This window comes from Iodobacter violaceini (assembly GCF_011601265.1).
In the GTDB taxonomy this organism is placed as follows: domain Bacteria; phylum Pseudomonadota; class Gammaproteobacteria; order Burkholderiales; family Chitinibacteraceae; genus Iodobacter; species Iodobacter violaceini.
Genome location: NZ_JAAOLX010000002.1, coordinates 260,450 through 277,762, shown reverse-complemented (window position 1 = coordinate 277,762; position 17,313 = coordinate 260,450). Strand labels below are relative to the sequence as shown.

The following is a 17,313-nucleotide window of genomic DNA, read 5'->3' as shown; positions in this document are numbered from 1 at the left end:
CGAGGAATCGCTTGGGTGCGATGAACGAGCCCATCCCGCCCGCCGCCGACTGTCCGCAGCGGAGGGGCCTTCGTGTTTCGTGCGGCGGCCTTCTTTGGCGTTGTTTCTTGGCCGTTCAAGAAAGGAAGGCCCCTGCGGTGGCAACCGCTCCAAAATCAATGTGCCGAAGGCACTATCTTTTTGACTTTGCTTAACGCGTATGTGATGAAACCCCTCCGCGTACTTCTATGGATTCATGATGATTAATGCACTCACAATCGCAGGCTCGGATTCTGGCGGTGGCGCTGGTATTCAGGCTGATTTAAAAACTTTTTCGGCGCTGGGTGCTTATGGCATGAGCGTGATTACCGCGCTTACCGCCCAAAATACACAGGGGGTTCATGCTGTTCACCCTGTGCCGCCTGATTTTGTACTGGCACAGCTGAACGCTGTGCTGGCTGATATTCGTGTTGATAGCGTCAAAATCGGCATGCTGGCCAATGCCGGAATCATCAGCGCCGTGGCTCAGGGCTTACGCCAGCACCAACCTGCTTGTGTGGTGCTGGATACCGTGATGATTGCCAAAGGCGGCCATCCGCTGCTGTTGCCCGAAGCGATTGCAGGAATTCGCGATCAGCTTCTGCCGCTGGCCGATTTAATTACTCCAAACCTGCCCGAAGCTGCTGCTTTGCTGGGTGTGGCAGAAGCGCGCAATGAAGAGGAAATGCAAGCGCAGGGGCATGCGCTGTTGGAAATGGGGGCTAAGGCGGTGCTGATGAAAGGCGGGCATTTGGGAGGGGAAGAAAGCCCGGACTGGCTGATTACGCCAGCCTGCGCCACCCGCTTTGCTGCTGCACGAATCGCTACAAAGCACACCCACGGCACAGGTTGTACCTTGTCATCTGCATTGGCCGCTTTACGTCCCCGGCACTCCGATTGGGTGAGTACGGTACAGGCGGCAAAGCATTATTTGCTGGCTGCAATTGCGGCAGCTGATCAATTGGAAGTCGGCCATGGGATAGGGCCCGTTCATCATTTCCAGGCATGGTGGTAGCTCTGGATTGTAGGTAATGTTTTGTGCCCGGCTTGTATTTCATTTTGCTGATCGTTTTTTATAATATGGGCTGAATGTATTGAATAGGTCTTTGATATGAATAAGCAGGCTGGGCCAGTCAATAAGTAAGGTCTTTCATGGTTGAAATTCGCAGTTATTTTGTAAGTTGATTCAACTCCCTGCTGAATATCTGATAAAAATGATTTCCAATGCTTCTGCTATGATGAAACAGACGCTGTTTATGCCCGTCAGCTGAAAGTTTCTGTGAGCAAGGAGCTTTGCTTTGAAAGTTTTCTTTATTTTTATACTGCTGTCTTTTTCTAACGTGTTTGCGGCCGGCAAGCAAATTGTTGTCGTAGAAAGCTATCACAAAGAATATAAATGGGATGCAGAATACAGAAAAAAAATTATTGATAAATTGGGGCAAAAATATCAATTAACATTTTTTGAGATGAATACAAAAAGGCTGCAGCCGGAAAATGTGGCAGGGATGGCTGAAAAAGCACTGAAGCTGATTGATGAAGTTAAACCTGCTTTAGTCATCCTGGGGGATGATGCTGCGCTGGAGTTTTTGGGAGAGAAAATAGAAGAAAGGGCCATCCCTGCTGTATATTTAGGGATCAATAAAAATCCCCGCTCTTATTTTAAAAAAGACCCCAAGTATGTTAGCGGGATACTGGAACGCCCTCTGTTTCAGCGTTCTTCCTATTTTATTAAAGCGCTTCTGCCAAAGGCAAAAAAGGTACTGATTCTTTTTGATGGCGACCGGACATCAAATATTGTTTTTAATGATTCATTTATGGGGCGTCCTTCGCTGGTCCTAAATAATGTTATATTTGATGTGAAACTTTGCAAAACACTGGAAGAATGGAAGACGGAAATTGAAGGGGCTGAAAGTAATCATTATGATGCAGTAGTGATTGGTCTTTATCAAAGTCTGAAAAATGAAAAAGGGCTGAATGCCGATGCGGAAGAAGTGCTTGCATGGACTAATAGTCATGCGGATAAGCCCTTGTTTGCATTCTGGGATTTTGCTGTAGGCAAAGGTAAGTCAGTAGGGGGCTTTGTGCTGCAGGGGGCGACACAGGGTAAAGCCGCTGCAGATATGGCTGAAAAAATATTACAAAACCCGGATCGTTTACCTGGTTCATACTGGCCTGTGTTTTTGCAGGAAGGCGCTTTTGTTTTTAGCCGCCATGAGCTGGCGCGCTGGAAAATTCAGCTGCCTGCAGATATGCGTCAAAATGCTGTTTTTGTTGAATAACCTGCCGCGCTTATATGGCTTGGAAATGTGCTGAATTAATCGGCGTATTTATATTTATTTACAGATTATGCGTGAAATAAAAAATTTACAGAAACGGGGATTTTCAGGGGTGTATAAACTTTATTATTATCCTCGGAATGCCAGCTGAGTTCCCCATCTTCTTCTTGAAGAAATGGGTATGGATTACGAGCTGGTGCTGGTTGATCGAAAATCTGAGGCGCAAAAATCAGCGGAATATATGCGCTTAAATCCTGCCGGGCGTATTCCGGTTTTAGTGCATAAAGACGTTGTGGTTTTTGAAAGCGCGGCCATTTGCCTTTATTTATGCGAGCAAAACCCGCAGGCTGGTTTAATTCCTGCTGTGACAGACCCGCAGCGAGCCAGGTTTTATCAGTGGCTTTTTTATTTGAATGCAAGCCTGCAGCCAGAGTTAATGCTTTATTTTTACCCAGCCCAACACACAACGGCGCAGAACAGCACTGCAGCTATTGCTGAGGCTCAGGAAAACCGTATTACTGAAATGTTTAGTCTTTTAAATACGGAATTAGAGGGCAAGACGTTTTTAGTGGGTGAGCATATTACGGTGTGTGATTATTATTTATTTATGTTGTCGCACTGGGCGGGTGATTTTAAAAAACCGCCCTTAACATTTTCAAACTTAGGTCCTTACCTTTGCCAATTAGCTAAGCGCCAGTCACTGATTAATGTGTGCAAAGCAGAAGGTACGAGTTTGGAGATGTATCAGTCAGGCCCGCAAAAAACTTAAACCCAAGGCCGCTCCATACAAGCCCACGCCAAAAACGGTATGGGTTATCAGGCTGCGCAGTCGGGCTTGCTTAGGGTTTGGGGTTTTAGAGGCCGCCAGCCCTGCACCCATACCGGGTTGCATCATAAAAAATGGAAATACCACGGTTGCTATGCCGAATAGAATAGTAGTCAGCGCTACAGGCTGAGTCAGCCATTCTGGCCCGGCGATGGTAGTGAGCAAAGCCGCAAAGAAAACACCGGTTGCGTAGTGGGCCAGCCAGCCAATCTGTAATTCCCACTTAATGGGCGAAGCCTTGGCAATGCTGTCATGTCTAAAGTGCCCGCTCCGCATATGGCCGATCCAGCGGCCCGCCATTGCCCAATCCAGCGATTGAATATTTAAAAAACGCTTTAATAGCAAGGCCCACAGGTCCATGAGCAAGGTGGCACCAAGGCCGGTAAGGATGATTTTTAGGATAATCGCTGATTCGGTACTCATGACATGTTCCATTGGTGGTTGTTTATGATGGGGGCATCTGTTTTGGTATGGCGACGGAATCATTGCCCGTGTTTGAATCAGCTTAGGGCGGACAAAACCCGCCGAGCTTTGCTGAAACATAAAAAACGGCCGGGTTTACCCAATCCTGTTCAATTAAACAAGCAGCGGGAAATAATGTTTTTTCAGGTTGGGTTAGCAGGTTTATTGGCGGATAAAGCGGCTTACCCAACTTACGAATTCACCTTATGCCGATAGGATTGGGCTTTACCCGCCCTGCGAAAGAAAGGCGGCATACCGATGCATGCCGCCTTTAGCCCCGTGGCAGTTAGCTTTGCTGGCTTAATCCATCACTTAAAGACATTCTGTAAGCCCGCCATGCAGGAATGGCGCCAATCAGCGCGCCTGCCGCTAAGGTGGCCCCCAGCATTAAAAACTCAGTTTGTGTGGGGGGATTGATGGCAAGGCTCAGGCCATAAAATTCGCGCAGCAGCGGGCGGCAGGCGATGATGATCAGGTAGAGTAAGCCAACGCCTGCGGCCGTGCCGGTGCTCACCAGCAGCAGCGTTTCGCCCATCACCAGCACAAAAATCTGCCATGCTCTTGCACCTACCGAGCGCAGAATCGCCATTTCGCGGCGGCGCTCGTTCAGCCCGGTCAGTAAGGCGGTGAGCATGCCTAGTAAGCCAATCACCATCACAAAGCCTGATACCACCAATAAGGCCTGTTCGGCGATTTTCATCAGCTGCCAAAGCTCGGAAAGTGCCACACCTGGCATAATCGCCATCAGTGTTTCATCAGAAAACTGATTAACGGCGCGCTGATAGCTAAACAGCGAGGTGCGTGATTTTAGCCCGACATAAAAAGCGGTAATCGTAACCGGCGGTGCAATGCTGCGGTTTTCATTTGCGGCAAGTACGCCCATTGAAGACAGCAGCGAGGCACTGCCCGATTCCCAGCCTTCGTGAATGGCGGTTAAGCCATCCAGCGAAACATGAACGGTGTCGTCAACCGGGGTGCCAGTGGGGGCCAGAATGCCGGTGATGTTAAAGGGCTGATCGCTGTGCTCTGACATCGCGCCTTCACCGCTGCCATGGGTCAGAACGATTTTCCCGCCCGGCTGATAGCCGAGCTTTTTGGCAACATTGGCGCCAAGCACCGCATCATGTGTGTGGGAAAATATCTTGCCCTGGGTCAGTTGCAGGTGCTGATTGTCGCCAAATTGCAGGTATTTAAAGTAGTCACGGCTGGTGCCTAATACTGAAAAGCCTTTGTGGCTGTCACCCAGCGACACGGGAATGGTCCATGCCACACGCTCGTCTTTGGCGAGCTTTTGATAGCTGTCCCAGCCAATATTATTGGTGGCATTGCCAACGCGAAAAACGCTGTACAGCAAAAGCTGCACAGATCCTGTTCGCGCGCCCACAATCAGATCGGTGCCGCTTACAGTGCTGGAAAAACTATTTCTGGCCTCTGTGCGCAGCCTTTCTACACCGATCAGCAGTAATACGGATAAAGCCACGGTGAGTACAGAAAGGGCGACGGTGAGCCTGCGGCTGAGTAAGCTTTTAAATGCAATTTTAAACATCGGTGGTCTCCACCCTATTGATGGCGGGCAGGCTGACACTGCGGTCAAAATGCATGGCAAGCTGTGGGTCGTGGCTGACCAGCAGGATGGCGGTCTGATGCACTTTGGCGCATTCAAATAAAAGCTCGATAAATGCGCCGCGCCGTTCGGCATCCAGAGCTGAAGTCGGCTCGTCTGCAATCAGAATTTCGGGCGCGCCTATCAGTGCACGGGCCAGGGCCACGCGTTGCTGCTGGCCAACCGACAACGCACTGACTGACTGGTGTAAATGTGTATGTAAATCAAGTCGCTCAAGCAAATGCAGAGCCTGTGCTTTGGCGTCGCCTGCACGCTGCAGGCGCAGTTTGGAAAACTGGCAGGGCAGCAGCACATTGTCGAGCACCGATAAATATGGCAGTAAGTTGAACTGCTGGAACACATAGCCCAAATGATCCGCTCTGAAGCGATCCCGCTCTGGCCCGGACAGCCTGGATAAATCTTGCCCCAGTATGTTGATCTGGCCGCTTTGTGGCAAATGAATGCCCGTGAGCAAAGAAAGCAGGGTGCTTTTGCCGCTGCCGCTGGGGCCGTGCAAAAACAGATGCTCTGCTTTAGAAAGCTTAAACTCCGGGATGCTGAGCGTCGGGCGTGCGCTGCCCGGCCAGGTGAACTGCAGGTTTTCGATCTGAATCACGGCTTACCTTTATTACGTGCATTGCCCATTGTTTTACAGGCCGCAGGGGCTTAATGATGTACCAGTCTTATTTACGGGGAGTGCTGCAGAAGCGGCTAAGGCTGCTCCTGCAAGCATCTCTTGCCGCCGCTTACTTACTTCAAATTCAGCAGCTGGCCTGATTTAAGCGTGATTTGCTTTTGCCCGTTGGCATTGGCCAGGTTGGCTGTGATTTTCTTAAAACCCGGGAAGTTTTTCCAAAGTGGGAGCGCGATGGTGCCTGGTGTGGTGGCGCATTCAAAGTGATATTCGGCTTCAATATCGCTGTGCCCGCCCTTGGCAAAGTCGGGCATTTTTACGCTGGGTGCCGCGGCTTTACACTGCGCGGATGCGTCTATTGCAAACAGACTGCCCGCATTTTGTAATTGTTCGGTTACCGCTTTAAGCTTGGCTTTTTCGGTGTCATTCTTAGGTTTGTGTTCAAAGCCAAGCAAATTGTCGGCAGGGCTTTCAAGCGTGATCACTAATTTGTTGCCTTCGATGGCCACATCCATTTCTGCAACACCATGCACATGTGCACCATGTGCAGAGGCCAGCCCACTGAAAGATAAAGTAAGTAATGCGCTGATAAGGATTTTGTTCATGATTTTGTCCTGGTGATTATTTAGGGGCTTGGTATTCACGTACTTCACTGGCGGTCATGGCATAACCCACATCCACTTTGCTGCTGCCGTCAGCAAGCGCTAAATCAGATTTGGATGATTTAATCTGCAGCTTGCCGCTTACGGTAATGGGGGCGAATAAGTTGCCAGCGGGAAAGCCTTTGGGGTACTGCACAACCACCATTTGATTTGGGGGCGGGGCAGGTACATGAATACAAGCGCCAATAACGGGAACCAGAATGAATTCGGTTACTTTTTTATTGTTCTGTTTCAGAGGGAGTAAATAACCATCGAGCTTAACCGTTTGATTGTTGAGCGCGGTTTGCATTTCGCTGGTGCGTCTTTTCTCATAAGCGCTGATTTTTTCGACTAAAGGCTCCATATCATTAAAGTCTTCATTCAGCAGCGCATTGACATCCGCGCTGAGGTCGGAAGGTTTAAATTTGCCTGCGGCCACAATGGCTTTTTGCTGGCGCTGCTGAAAAGCACGCGTAAGTCTTGTTTTTTGTTCCGGGCTTAAATTGCCCACTGCTGCACGTAAGCTGGCCGAATCGGGCTGAAGATCGCTCCATTTGATCGGGCGGGCATCGGCGGCAAAGAGTGAATGGCTGATAAGCGTAGTCAGTAAAATAGCGAGCAGGCGATGGATCACGTCAGGTCCTCGTTGGTGAAATTTTTTTCAATTGTAACTGTGTTGCATTTGAAAGTGTTGCACGTCGTAAATATTTAATAAAAACCGTGTCGCAATCGTCTATGGCCGTGTCATGGATGGCGGCCGCAAATTGATAAAGGTAAATGATGAAAAAATTCAAAGTGCTTTTTGTATGCACAGGCAATATTTGCAGAAGCCCAAGCGCTGATGGCGTGATGCGCCGGATGCTGGCTGATGAGAGACTGGAGCACGCTGTTGAGGCCGATTCGGCAGGTACGCAGAGTTATCACATTGGCGAAGCGCCGGATGGCAGGGCGCAAAAGCATGCAAAAAAGCGGGGCTATGATTTATCTTTTTTACGCGCCAGAGTGGTAAATCAAAGTGATTTTGCAGAGTTTGATTTGATTTTGGCAATGGACAAGGGGCATTTAAGGGCTTTGCAGTCGCTTTGTCCGCCTGAATTGATGTCCCGTGTAAAATTATTTTTATCTGTTTTGCCAGAAGGCGCAGAAACAGAAGTATCAGATCCTTACTATGGCGGTGCTGCTGGGTTTGAGACCGTTCTGGATCAGTGTGAGGCAGGCTGTGCAGCCCTGCTGAAACAGATCAAAACGCAGATTTAGGGTTGGTAAATAGTATCGTGCAGGTACGGTTTTTGTAATCTGGGATTGCAGCATGCATAAGGGGTGGTTAAAATCCGCGCTTTGGTCTTCGGGGGAGTAGTCGCCTGTAGTGGCTTTTTGAAGCTTTTACGGGGAATACGTCAACATACTTGAATCCACAGATTCATGGCGTATTCGGTTGGAGCGGTGTTCTGTAAGCAGAGCAGAGGCCAACTTGACAAGACCTGAGGTTCGTTCAGCATTTCCCGGGGTGGGCAATGCTGCGCGACCTCTATCCTGCCCGCCCCGGAAACACGACTCGATGATTGATACCTTTCTCATTTCTACCGGCGTTGTCGCCGTTGCCGAAATCGGCGATAAAACGCAATTACTTGCGCTAATTCTTGCCGCACGTTTTCGACGTCCTCTGCCCATTATCCTGGGCATCTTTGTTGCGACTGTACTCAATCACTTTGCCGCCGGCTGGATTGGCCAGCAGGTAGCAGGCATGATTTCCCCCCTTATTTTGCGCTGGATTATTGGCCTGGGCTTTTTGGCCATCGCAGCCTGGGCGCTGGTGCCCGATGAAATGGGCGAAGAAGAAGCACAAATCAAGCCTTACGGGGCCTTTTTAGCGACCGCCGTCGCCTTCTTTCTGGCCGAAATCGGCGATAAAACTCAGGTTGTTACCGTGGCGCTGGCGCTGAAATATCAGCCGCTGTGGGCGGTTATCGCGGGCACCACACTGGGCATGATGATTGCTGATGTGCCTGCTGTGTTTGTCGGTAAGTGGATTGCAGCCCGCATGCATATTTTGCGCTATGTTCGTTTTGTAGCTGCAGCTGTATTTGCCTTATTAGGTGTATTGGCTTTATTGGGTGTTGGTGGTTAATTTTTTTAACGTGTAAAAGTCGGCGTTTGTTGTTTTCTATCAGATGACAACAGGCTCCGGCTTATTTGTTTTTTCTAACGGGGAAATGGGCTCATGCTCGAAGCATTGTTCAAACTAAAAGAACACGGTACCAGCGTTAAAACCGAAGTGATTGCAGGTTTTACTACGTTTTTAACCATGGCCTATATTATTTTTGTCAATCCGGCCATTCTGGCGCAAACCGGCATGGACTTTAATGCCGTATTTGTGGCGACGTGTCTGGCCGCAGCATTTGGTACAGCGGTGATGGCGCTGCTGGCTAATTACCCGATTGCGCTTGCGCCAGGTATGGGTTTGAATGCCTATTTTACCTTTGCAGTCGTTAAGGGTATGGGCGTGCCATGGCAAACTGCATTGGGTGCGGTGTTTGTTTCTGGCGTGATTTTTGTGCTGGTTTCCTCGTTTAAATTGCGTGAAGTGCTGGTGAATGCGATTCCGCATTCATTAAAACTGGCTATTTCTGCTGGTGTGGGTCTGTTTCTGGCCATTATTGGTTTGAAAAGTGCTGGCCTGATTACCGCTTCGCCAGTGACCATGGTGCAATTGGGTGATATTCATGCGCCAAGCACATTATTGGCTGTATTTGGCTTCTTTTTAATTGTGGCGCTTGAATACCGCAAGGTAAAAGGTGCAATCATTATTGGCGTATTGGGTGTCACGCTGCTATCGATTTTATTCGGTTTAACCGAATTCAAAGGCGTGTTTTCACCGCCACCATCGATTGCACCAACCTTTATGCAAATGGATATTAAAGGCGCGCTGAATGCGGGCCTCTTGGGTGTCGTGTTTATTTTCTTCTTTGTGGATTTGTTTGATACCACAGGTACTTTAGTCGGCGTATCCCATCGTTCGGGTTTGCTGGATAAAGATGGCAAATTGCCACGCTTAAAGAAAGCGCTGTTCGCCGATTCTTCTGCCATTATGGTAGGGGCGGCCTTGGGTACTTCAAGTGTTACAGCCTATGTTGAATCAGCAGCGGGTGTGGCTGCAGGCGGCCGTACTGGTTTAACCAGCCTTGTGGTTGCCGCTTTGTTTCTGGCAGCGCTGTTTGTGGCACCTTTGGCAGGTACTGTGCCAGCCTATGCAACCGCGCCAGCGCTTTGCTATGTGGCCGTGCTGATGGCCCGTGGCCTGGCAGAAATCGATTGGGATGATATTACCGAAGCTGCACCTGCCGTGATTACTGCCGTTGGTATGCCATTTACCTACTCGATTGCAGATGGAATTGCCTTTGGTTTTATCAGCTATGCCGCAATTAAAGTGCTGGCCGGGCGCTATAAAGATTTAAGCCCTGCTGTATTGATTATCACCGCGCTGTGGCTGGTTAAATTTGCTGCGTTTGGTTAAGGAAGAGATTTGATGAGCTTATTGCAGGCAGAACCACCTTACGCAGATTATATCCGCGATCGCATCCGCACCGTGCCAGACTGGCCGCAGGCGGGTGTGCAGTTCCGTGATATCACGCCTTTATTGCAAGATAAAAAAACCTTCCGTGTTCTGGTTGATATTTTTGTCCATCGTTATATGGATATGGATTTAGACATGGTGGCAGGCGTGGATGCGCGTGGTTTTATTCTGGGTGCAGTGGTGGCTTATGAATTAAACCTCGGTTTTGTGCCGGTGCGTAAAAAAGGCAAATTGCCCTTTTTAACGGTGGCAGAAGAATACGAGCTGGAATACGGCTCGGCCACGGTAGAGATTCATACCGATGCCTGCAAAAAGGGCGATCGCGTATTGTTAATTGATGATCTGGTGGCAACTGGCGGCACCATGGTGGCGGCAGCTAAGCTGTTAAACCGCCTTGGCGCAACCATTGTAGAGGCTGCTGCCATTGTTGATTTACCAGAGCTGGGCGGATCAAAAATCGTGCGTGAGCAGGGTATTCCTCTGTTTACCGTGTGCGATTACGCCGGGCATTAAAGATGTGTAGTGGAGGCCGCTGCCAGCGTAGTGGCCCCCTCGTTTTTATTTGAATGACTTGAAGAAAAGGTACGCTATCGTGACCCTAGAACTCCCTGAAGCCCAAACCATTATTGATAACTCGGATTGTCTGCACAGCGAGGCAGAAGTACTGGCTGCGCTGGATCGCATGGCTGTGGCGATGACGGCTGATTTGCAATATGCCAATCCGATTGTTTACACCGTTATGAATGGTGGCTTGATTGTGTCAGGGCACTTATTGCCACGCTTACGCTTTCCGCTCGAAGTGTCCTATATGCACGCCACGCGTTATCGTAAAGAAACCAGCGGTGGTGTGCTGGATTGGAAAGTAAAGCCGCAAGAAAGCATGAAGGGCCGCGTTGTCGTTATCGTGGATGACATCCTGGATGAAGGCCATACACTGGCTGCCATCCTGGAATACTGTCGTGAGCAGGGCGCAAAAGAAGTGCGCGTTGCCGTGCTGATTGATAAAAAACATGATCGTAAGGCGGTGGGTGTCACTGCTGATTATGTTGGTCTGCAAGTAGAAGATCGCTTCCTGTTTGGCTGTGGTATGGATTACCAGGGCTACTGGCGCAATACGCTGGCGATTTACGCTGTTCATGGTATGTAGAATGTAATTCTGGTGAGATTTATACCAAAGCCCTTGCTTACTTGATGTAAACAAGGGCTTTTTTTTACTTACACTTTTGCGGCTCATTATTTTCTGGCTTTGATCTATTCTGACGTAATGAAGAATAAGGAGGTCAAGATGGCGGATGCTGCAGAAACCATGGTTCGTCATTTCAGGCAAATTCTGATCTGGCCCTTGCAGTTAATGCCATTGGAGCAGCCTGTGGGCAGTGGCGCAGTCATGGGGCGGCATTGGGAGCTGATGAAAGAGCTGGTGGCAGAAAATTCGCCATGGCAGATGCGGCCTTCTGTGTTTGATATGGATCCGCTGGCATTTCAGGAGCGCCATTACCGCGAATTTGTCACCTTTCTGCCTTATGTGCAGCGTTTCTTATATGGTGAAGGAGCGGCAGAGGCGGGGGACGGCGCAGATGGCTATGGCGGCTCACCGCTGCATGTGTTCAGGCGGCACGATATCTGCACGGTGCGTATGCATTACAAAGATGGCACACGCCAGGATTTTAAAGTAGCGCATATCGATCTGTATTTTTTTTACGATATCGATATTGTTATTCTGGCGTTTGAAATCCTTGCCGATAATGTGCCCTTGCAACGGGCTCAGGACACCTTGTTTCGTTTTGGCCGCGCTTTTCCTGCGCAATGGGACGAAGACAAAACCGCGGCCAGCTGCCTGCAGCAGGTGAAATGGCTGGATGTGAAGGGCGGTGTGATTGCGGCGTCTGATTACGACCATAAATCCAAATTTTTATCCCATGTTGGCGAGTTCAGGGCCGCACCGATGGCCAACCACTGGGATGCGCTGTTGCGCCCTTTGGTTTTGCACCATTCCACTGAATTGGGCGAGCTGCGCTACCGGCAAATTGAATATCACCGTATGCCTTTAATGGCCTATCTGGCTTTTGATGATCCGTTTGATTTAAGGGATGAAGATTTTTACCGCCTTGGCATGGTGATACGGCCTTCTCAAGGAGGCGATTTACCTTACACGCCCAAGGTGTTTCAGGAATTTGAAGCGAGCTGTTGTTATGACCGCTTCTGGGTGCCAGAGCGCCGCCACGATGCATCGTCTACCCGCATGATGTGCGATGGTCATGCTTTTGTGCTGGTGGGTAAATACGGGCATGGTTTTTTTAGTGATCCCTATACAGGCGCATTAGGGCAGTTCAGGCATCAGTATTTCTTGCTGATGATGATTGCGCATTTTCATAAAGCTGCGCTGCTGATTTTTTCTGACCGGCTGGCGGTAGCGCTGTCGCGGCTGCAAATTGGCGATGTCAGCTCGGCACGGCGGTTTAAGCGCGGGATACGCGTTTTGCAGGAGGTTTTTTTACGCTTTACCCAGCGTTACTGGTTTTGCGAGATATCTAATCAGGTAGTGGCCGATCAGATTTTTCATATGGCACGCCGCCATTTGGGTACAGATACTCTGTTTGCAGAAGTAAGGGAGTCTATCCACAGTATGAGCCAATATCTGGAAAACGACGATTTGCGCCGTCAGGCTGATACCGTGGTGCGCCTGACGGTGGTGACCATTCTGGGGCTGGTTGGCACGACCGTGACGGGGTTTTTAGGGATGAATCTGTTTGATTTATCGCACGATGCAACGTGGCTGAGGCTGCTTTATTTTTTCGCCACATTTATCCCTATTTCAGCGCTGACGATGTATTCACTGATGAAGTCAAGAATGCTTTCGGAGTTTTTAGATTTTATGTCAGATGACCGCATGGGTTTGTCTGATAAATTCAAAACGATTAAAGCGAGCTGGCGTAAAAAAAGGCAAGCCAGGAATAAGCTATGAAAGTGGATCATGATTAATCACGAATTCCTCAATTGGAAAAGGCCTCGTCCGTGGTAGAATCCTGCGCATTCCCTATTCCCAACCGACTTACGGAAGCGCCAACTCTATGTTCTCCAAGTCCGCCACTATCGCCCAATACGATCCTGATTTAGCCGCTGCCATTGCAGGTGAAGTTGTTCGCCAGCATGAGCATATCGAGCTGATCGCGTCAGAAAACTACACCAGCCCAGCGGTGATGGAAGCTCAGGGCTCGCAACTGACCAATAAATACGCCGAAGGTTATCCTGGCAAGCGTTTTTATGGCGGCTGTGAATTTGTTGATACCGTTGAACAGTTGGCGATTGATCGCGTGAAAGCACTGTTTGGCGCAGAGTATGCCAATGTGCAGCCGCATTCCGGCTCGCAAGCTAACCAGGCCGTGTATTTCTCCATCCTGAAGCCGGGCGATACCGTAATGGGTATGAATCTGGGTCACGGTGGTCACCTGACACATGGCTCGCCTGCTAATCTTTCCGGTAAGCTTTTCAATATCGTGGCTTACGGCCTGAATGAAAACGAAGAAATTGATTACGATGATATGGAACGCGTTGCGCTTGAAACCAAGCCTAAGCTTCTGATCGGTGGTGCTTCAGCCTATGCGCTGCGCTTTGACTGGGCACGTATGCGTGAAATCGCCGACAAGGTTGGCGCTTACTTTATGGTGGATATGGCGCATTACGCCGGCCTGATCGCCGCAGGTGTGTATCCAAACCCAGTGCCGCATGCTCACTTCGTAACATCCACAACGCATAAAACACTGCGCGGCCCGCGTGGTGGTCTGATTCTGGCTAAGGCCGAATTCGAAAAATCGATCAATTCGAATGTGTTCCCAACGCTGCAAGGCGGCCCTTTAATGCACGTGATTGCAGCTAAGGCTGTGGCATTTAAAGAAGCAGCAACACCAAAATTCAAAACTTACCAGGAGCAAGTGCTGAAAAACGCACAAGCCATGGCTGCTGCCCTGATCGAACGTGGTCTGCGTGTGATCTCCGGCCGTACCGAATCGCATGTATTCCTGGTGGATCTGCGCTCTAAAGGCTTAACCGGTAAGGCTGCAGATGCACTGCTTGGTCTTGCGCACATCACTGTTAACAAAAACGCCATTCCAAATGATCCGGAAAGCCCGTTTGTGACTTCCGGTATCCGTATCGGCTCCCCAGCGATCACGACCCGTGGTTTCAAAGAAGCAGAAGCGGTGCAGGTTGCTCATCTGATTGCAGATGTGCTGGATAATCCGCATGACGAAGCCAACATTGCAGCTGTTGCAGTAAAAGTAAAAGAACTGACAGCACGCTTCCCGGTTTACGGCGCTTAATAAGCCGATGAAATAAAAGCTCTGCAGGCACAGAGCACTCAGAGTAAATGAAGCACACAGAGAAATCCTTTTTTATGTTTTTCTCCGTGTGCTTTGTGTTCTTTTTACTCTTTGTGCCTGCAGATCTTTTTAAGGTTAACGTTTTTTTAGAATTCATCTTGTTCTTTGCGGGGTTGTGATGAAGTGCCCCTTCTGTGGTTCTCCTGATACGCTGGTTGCTGACTCGCGTGTATCTGATGATGGCGATCTGGTTCGCCGTCGCCGTCGTTGTCCTGTTTGTGATAAACGCTTTACCACATTTGAAACGGCCGAAGTTCGCTTGCCGCAGGTCGTGAAACAAAATGGTCAGCGTGCTGGTTTTGATCGGGAAAAAATCCGTACCAGCTTTGAGCGCGCTCTGCATAAACGTCCGGTGCCTACGCCCCTGGTGGACGACGCTATTCTTCGAATTATTCAAAAAGCCTTATCGCTGGGCGACAGAGAAATCATGAGCCGCCAGATCGGCGAAATGGTGATGTCTGAGCTCGCCAAGCTTGATAAAGTGGCCTATATCCGCTTTGCCTCCGTATACCGCTCCTTCCAGGATGTCGACGATTTTCGCGATGTGATTCGGGAAGTGAGTAAGGAGTAGCCCGATATTTTAAAAGGTCTGCTGATACAGGGACGATGAGAACACAGTGCACACAGAGAAAAGAAAACATACCTGTTCAGGTTAAATATGCTTTAGGGTAATTAGCCCCGCCTTGGCCTGAGCATCAAAACCTTCAGTTTTTCTCTGTGTTCTCTGAGTCCTTATTTAGTCTTGTGTCTGCAGATCTTTGGTTTTTCCCCGCCATATTTCAGGTAAACCCATGAACGCGATCGATCATCAATTTATGCAGCTGGCTTTGCGTCAGGCGGCTTTAGGGCAGAACAGTGCAGCGCCTAATCCTTCGGTGGGCTGTGTGTTGGTGAAAAACGGGCATGTGGTGGGAGCAGGGTTTAGCCAGCCTGCGGGCGGCGGTGTGGTAAAAGGCGCGCCTGGTGCCCATGCCGAGGTGATGGCCCTGAGTGTGGCAGGTGATCTGGCCCGCGGCGCGACCGCTTACGTGACGCTGGAGCCTTGCAGCCACCATGGCCGTACACCGCCTTGTGCCGATGCCCTGCTGAAAGCGGGTGTAGTGCGCGTTGTCGCGGCACTGACTGATCCAAATCCGCTGGTCGCGGGGCAAGGGTTGGCGCGCTTGGCTGCGGCAGGACTTGAAGTGAGTTCGGGTCTGTTGCACGCAGTAGCGCTTGAGCATCACAAAGGCTTTATCAGCCGTATGGTGCGAGCCCGCCCTTGGCTGACGGTAAAAATGGGGGCCAGTCTGGATGGCCGTACGGCGCTGGCTAACGGGCAATCGCAGTGGATTACCGGCCCTGCGGCAAGGTCTGATGTACAAAAACTACGCGCCCGATCCTGCGCCATGCTCACTGGCGTGGGCACCGTGCTGGCGGATGATCCGCAACTGACAGTACGCGAATTCGCGGTCGAGCGTCAGCCACTGCGCGTGGTGGTAGACAGCCTGCTGAGAACCCCTCCCGGTGCAAAGTTATTTAATCAGGCGGGGGTGTTGATTGTGGGCGCTCAGGAAAACGCAGCAAAGCGTCAGGCTTTAGAATCCGCAGGGGCAGAAGTGTTGATTCTGGCCGATGCGCATGGGCGGGTAGATTTAGCCGCCTTACTGAATGAATTAGGCCGCAGGGGCTGCAATCAAGTTACGGCAGAGGCGGGCGGAGTTTTGGTTGGCGCTCTGTTTGAAGCGGCTTTGGTGGATGAAATGCTGCTTTATCAGGCCCCGGTGATTATTGGCGATATGGCCAAAGGCATGGCCATGCTTGATTTAAATGACCTGAACCACAAGCTACAAGCTAAGGTAGTAGAGCGCCGCCTTGTTGGAGACGATTTGCGTCTTACACTGCGCTTTACTGATGCGGGAGAATTCTATGTCGGATGAACTGTCGGGCGAACAAAAATCGCTTCCAATTTGCCCAGATTGCAAGCGGCCGCTGGATGTGGTCGCGGCCTGTGGCTCAATTAGTTATTTTTGTGATCACTGCAATTTACTTAAGTCTTCGAAGCGCGTGCGCGAAGCAAATCCAGAACTCTTTAAGGAAGCTGAATAAATGTTTACGGGGATTGTGCAAGGCGTTGCAAAGATTGAAGCGATTGATGACAGGAAAGGCATGCGTACATTTCGCATCGCTTTTCCGGCTGGCTTTTGTAAAGATATTCAGCTGGGTGCCAGTGTGGCAATCGATGGTGTTTGCCTGACGGTGACCGAGATTTTTGCCAATGACCAAGCCAGTTTTGATGTCATGCTGCAAAGCTTGCGCATCACCTCGCTGGGGCAGCTGCAGCCGGGCAGCCAGGTGAATGCCGAGCGCGCCGCCAAAGATGGTGCCGAAATCGGCGGCCATCCGCTCTCAGGTCATGTGGATTTTACAGCAACGCTTTTAGAAATTCGTAAAGATCAGGAAAACTGCTGCTTTAGAATTGGCGTGCCTAAAGAGGGGATGAAATATATTTTTGCCAAAGGCTATATCGCCCTGGATGGTGCCAGCCTGACCGTATCCGAAACCAATAAAGCCGAATGCTGGTTTGAAGTATGGCTGATCCCTGAAACCCGCCGCATGACCATTTTCGAAGGGAAGCGTGTGGGCAGCGTATTCAATGTAGAAATCGAGCGCGCCACACAGGTGGTCGTCGATACAGTACGCGATGCCTTAGAAGAAAAACTTGGCGCACTCATGCCCGCACTGGAAGCCCTGCTGGCCCAGCAGGGTGTGGATGTTTACGCGCTGGCCGAACCTGTGGCTTTGAAAAAGCCTTAAGCAGGCAGCAGATATTTTTGAATTAAACAGAGTGGGCAAGCTCGAACGCCCACTCGTTTGCGATTGGCATGCGCGGGCACAATATAGCGGTGCCCACGCCTTGC

General features: G+C 50.1%; 19 protein-coding genes, 1 pseudogene and 1 riboswitch. Of the genes and pseudogenes, 15 read left to right on the top strand and 5 right to left on the bottom strand.

Annotation, left to right across the window (positions count from 1 at the left end; genetic code table 11):
- Window positions 1-235: 235 nt before the first annotated feature.
- The 4 genes and pseudogenes from thiD to HA050_RS22065 all read left to right on the top strand — a co-directional run bounded on the left by thiD (window position 236) and on the right by HA050_RS22065 (window position 3,063).
- Window positions 236-1,033 carry a bifunctional hydroxymethylpyrimidine kinase/phosphomethylpyrimidine kinase gene (gene thiD, locus HA050_RS04890; RefSeq protein WP_166822800.1) on the top strand — a complete coding sequence of 266 codons (798 nt, stop codon included), beginning with the start codon at window positions 236-238 and terminating at the stop codon, window positions 1,031-1,033.
- 283 nt (window positions 1,034-1,316) lie between these two features.
- Window positions 1,317-2,297: an ABC transporter substrate-binding protein gene (locus HA050_RS04885; RefSeq protein WP_166822797.1), complete on the top strand. Its 981-nt coding sequence runs from the start codon at window positions 1,317-1,319 to the stop codon at window positions 2,295-2,297.
- Between the two features lie 172 nt (window positions 2,298-2,469).
- Window positions 2,470-2,580, top strand: a pseudogene (locus tag HA050_RS22575) (thioredoxin domain-containing protein); the annotation flags it as partial.
- 123 nt (window positions 2,581-2,703) lie between these two features.
- Window positions 2,704-3,063 carry a glutathione binding-like protein gene (locus tag HA050_RS22065; protein ID WP_240928981.1) on the top strand — a complete coding sequence of 120 codons (360 nt, stop codon included), beginning with the start codon at window positions 2,704-2,706 and terminating at the stop codon, window positions 3,061-3,063.
- Here the strand turns inward: HA050_RS22065 and HA050_RS04875 are convergent.
- From HA050_RS04875 to HA050_RS04855, 5 genes are all read right to left on the bottom strand, one after another.
- The gene (locus HA050_RS04875) at window positions 3,043-3,543 is read right to left on the bottom strand and encodes a DUF2938 domain-containing protein (protein ID WP_166822794.1); all 501 of its coding nucleotides are present in this window, start codon (window positions 3,541-3,543) and stop codon (window positions 3,043-3,045) included. The genes HA050_RS22065 and HA050_RS04875 overlap by 21 nt on opposite strands.
- A 325-nt stretch (window positions 3,544-3,868) precedes the next feature.
- Window positions 3,869-5,128 (bottom strand): ABC transporter permease, encoded by a 1,260-nt coding sequence (locus HA050_RS04870; RefSeq protein WP_166822791.1) that lies wholly within the window; start codon window positions 5,126-5,128, stop codon window positions 3,869-3,871.
- Window positions 5,121-5,801, bottom strand: coding sequence for an ABC transporter ATP-binding protein (locus HA050_RS04865; RefSeq protein ID WP_166822788.1), 681 nt, complete (start codon window positions 5,799-5,801; stop codon window positions 5,121-5,123). Before HA050_RS04865 ends, HA050_RS04870 begins: the two co-directional genes overlap by 8 nt.
- A gap of 134 nt (window positions 5,802-5,935) precedes the next feature.
- Window positions 5,936-6,424: a DUF2796 domain-containing protein gene (locus HA050_RS04860; protein ID WP_166822785.1), complete on the bottom strand. Its 489-nt coding sequence runs from the start codon at window positions 6,422-6,424 to the stop codon at window positions 5,936-5,938.
- A 16-nt stretch (window positions 6,425-6,440) separates the two neighbouring features.
- Window positions 6,441-7,094: a DUF3299 domain-containing protein gene (locus HA050_RS04855; protein WP_166822782.1), complete on the bottom strand. Its 654-nt coding sequence runs from the start codon at window positions 7,092-7,094 to the stop codon at window positions 6,441-6,443.
- Between the two features lie 143 nt (window positions 7,095-7,237).
- Between HA050_RS04855 and HA050_RS04850 the strand changes: the two genes are divergently transcribed.
- The 11 genes from HA050_RS04850 to HA050_RS04800 all read left to right on the top strand — a co-directional run bounded on the left by HA050_RS04850 (window position 7,238) and on the right by HA050_RS04800 (window position 17,209).
- Window positions 7,238-7,717 carry a low molecular weight protein-tyrosine-phosphatase gene (locus HA050_RS04850; RefSeq protein WP_240928980.1) on the top strand — a complete coding sequence of 160 codons (480 nt, stop codon included), beginning with the start codon at window positions 7,238-7,240 and terminating at the stop codon, window positions 7,715-7,717.
- An 86-nt stretch (window positions 7,718-7,803) separates the two neighbouring features.
- Window positions 7,804-7,933, top strand: a riboswitch (yybP-ykoY riboswitch).
- An 85-nt stretch (window positions 7,934-8,018) separates the two neighbouring features.
- On the top strand, window positions 8,019-8,588 hold the full coding sequence (locus tag HA050_RS04845) for a TMEM165/GDT1 family protein (RefSeq protein ID WP_205836294.1): 570 nt from the start codon (window positions 8,019-8,021) through the stop codon (window positions 8,586-8,588).
- Between the two features lie 93 nt (window positions 8,589-8,681).
- Window positions 8,682-9,974 carry an NCS2 family permease gene (locus HA050_RS04840; RefSeq protein WP_166822779.1) on the top strand — a complete coding sequence of 431 codons (1,293 nt, stop codon included), beginning with the start codon at window positions 8,682-8,684 and terminating at the stop codon, window positions 9,972-9,974.
- A 12-nt stretch (window positions 9,975-9,986) separates the two neighbouring features.
- Window positions 9,987-10,547, top strand: coding sequence for an adenine phosphoribosyltransferase (locus HA050_RS04835; protein ID WP_046353009.1), 561 nt, complete (start codon window positions 9,987-9,989; stop codon window positions 10,545-10,547).
- Between the two features lie 79 nt (window positions 10,548-10,626).
- Entirely contained in the window at window positions 10,627-11,181 is a 555-nt protein-coding gene (locus HA050_RS04830) for a hypoxanthine-guanine phosphoribosyltransferase (protein WP_099396194.1), read from the top strand.
- A 138-nt stretch (window positions 11,182-11,319) separates the two neighbouring features.
- Window positions 11,320-12,999 carry a hypothetical protein gene (locus HA050_RS04825; protein WP_166822776.1) on the top strand — a complete coding sequence of 560 codons (1,680 nt, stop codon included), beginning with the start codon at window positions 11,320-11,322 and terminating at the stop codon, window positions 12,997-12,999.
- A gap of 106 nt (window positions 13,000-13,105) precedes the next feature.
- The gene (gene glyA / locus HA050_RS04820) at window positions 13,106-14,353 is read left to right on the top strand and encodes a serine hydroxymethyltransferase (protein ID WP_166822773.1); all 1,248 of its coding nucleotides are present in this window, start codon (window positions 13,106-13,108) and stop codon (window positions 14,351-14,353) included.
- Window positions 14,354-14,531: 178 nt separating this feature from the next.
- Window positions 14,532-14,984, top strand: coding sequence for a transcriptional regulator NrdR (gene nrdR / locus HA050_RS04815; RefSeq protein ID WP_099396191.1), 453 nt, complete (start codon window positions 14,532-14,534; stop codon window positions 14,982-14,984).
- Between the two features lie 220 nt (window positions 14,985-15,204).
- Window positions 15,205-16,332: a bifunctional diaminohydroxyphosphoribosylaminopyrimidine deaminase/5-amino-6-(5-phosphoribosylamino)uracil reductase RibD gene (ribD, locus tag HA050_RS04810; protein WP_166822770.1), complete on the top strand. Its 1,128-nt coding sequence runs from the start codon at window positions 15,205-15,207 to the stop codon at window positions 16,330-16,332.
- A complete protein-coding gene (locus HA050_RS04805) occupies window positions 16,322-16,501 on the top strand; it encodes a YfgJ family double zinc ribbon protein (protein WP_205836292.1) in 180 nt (59 codons plus the stop codon). Before ribD ends, HA050_RS04805 begins: the two co-directional genes overlap by 11 nt.
- Complete coding sequence (locus HA050_RS04800) at window positions 16,502-17,209, top strand: riboflavin synthase subunit alpha (protein WP_166822764.1); 708 nt, start codon at window positions 16,502-16,504, stop codon at window positions 17,207-17,209.
- The last annotated feature ends 104 nt before the right edge of the window (window positions 17,210-17,313 follow it).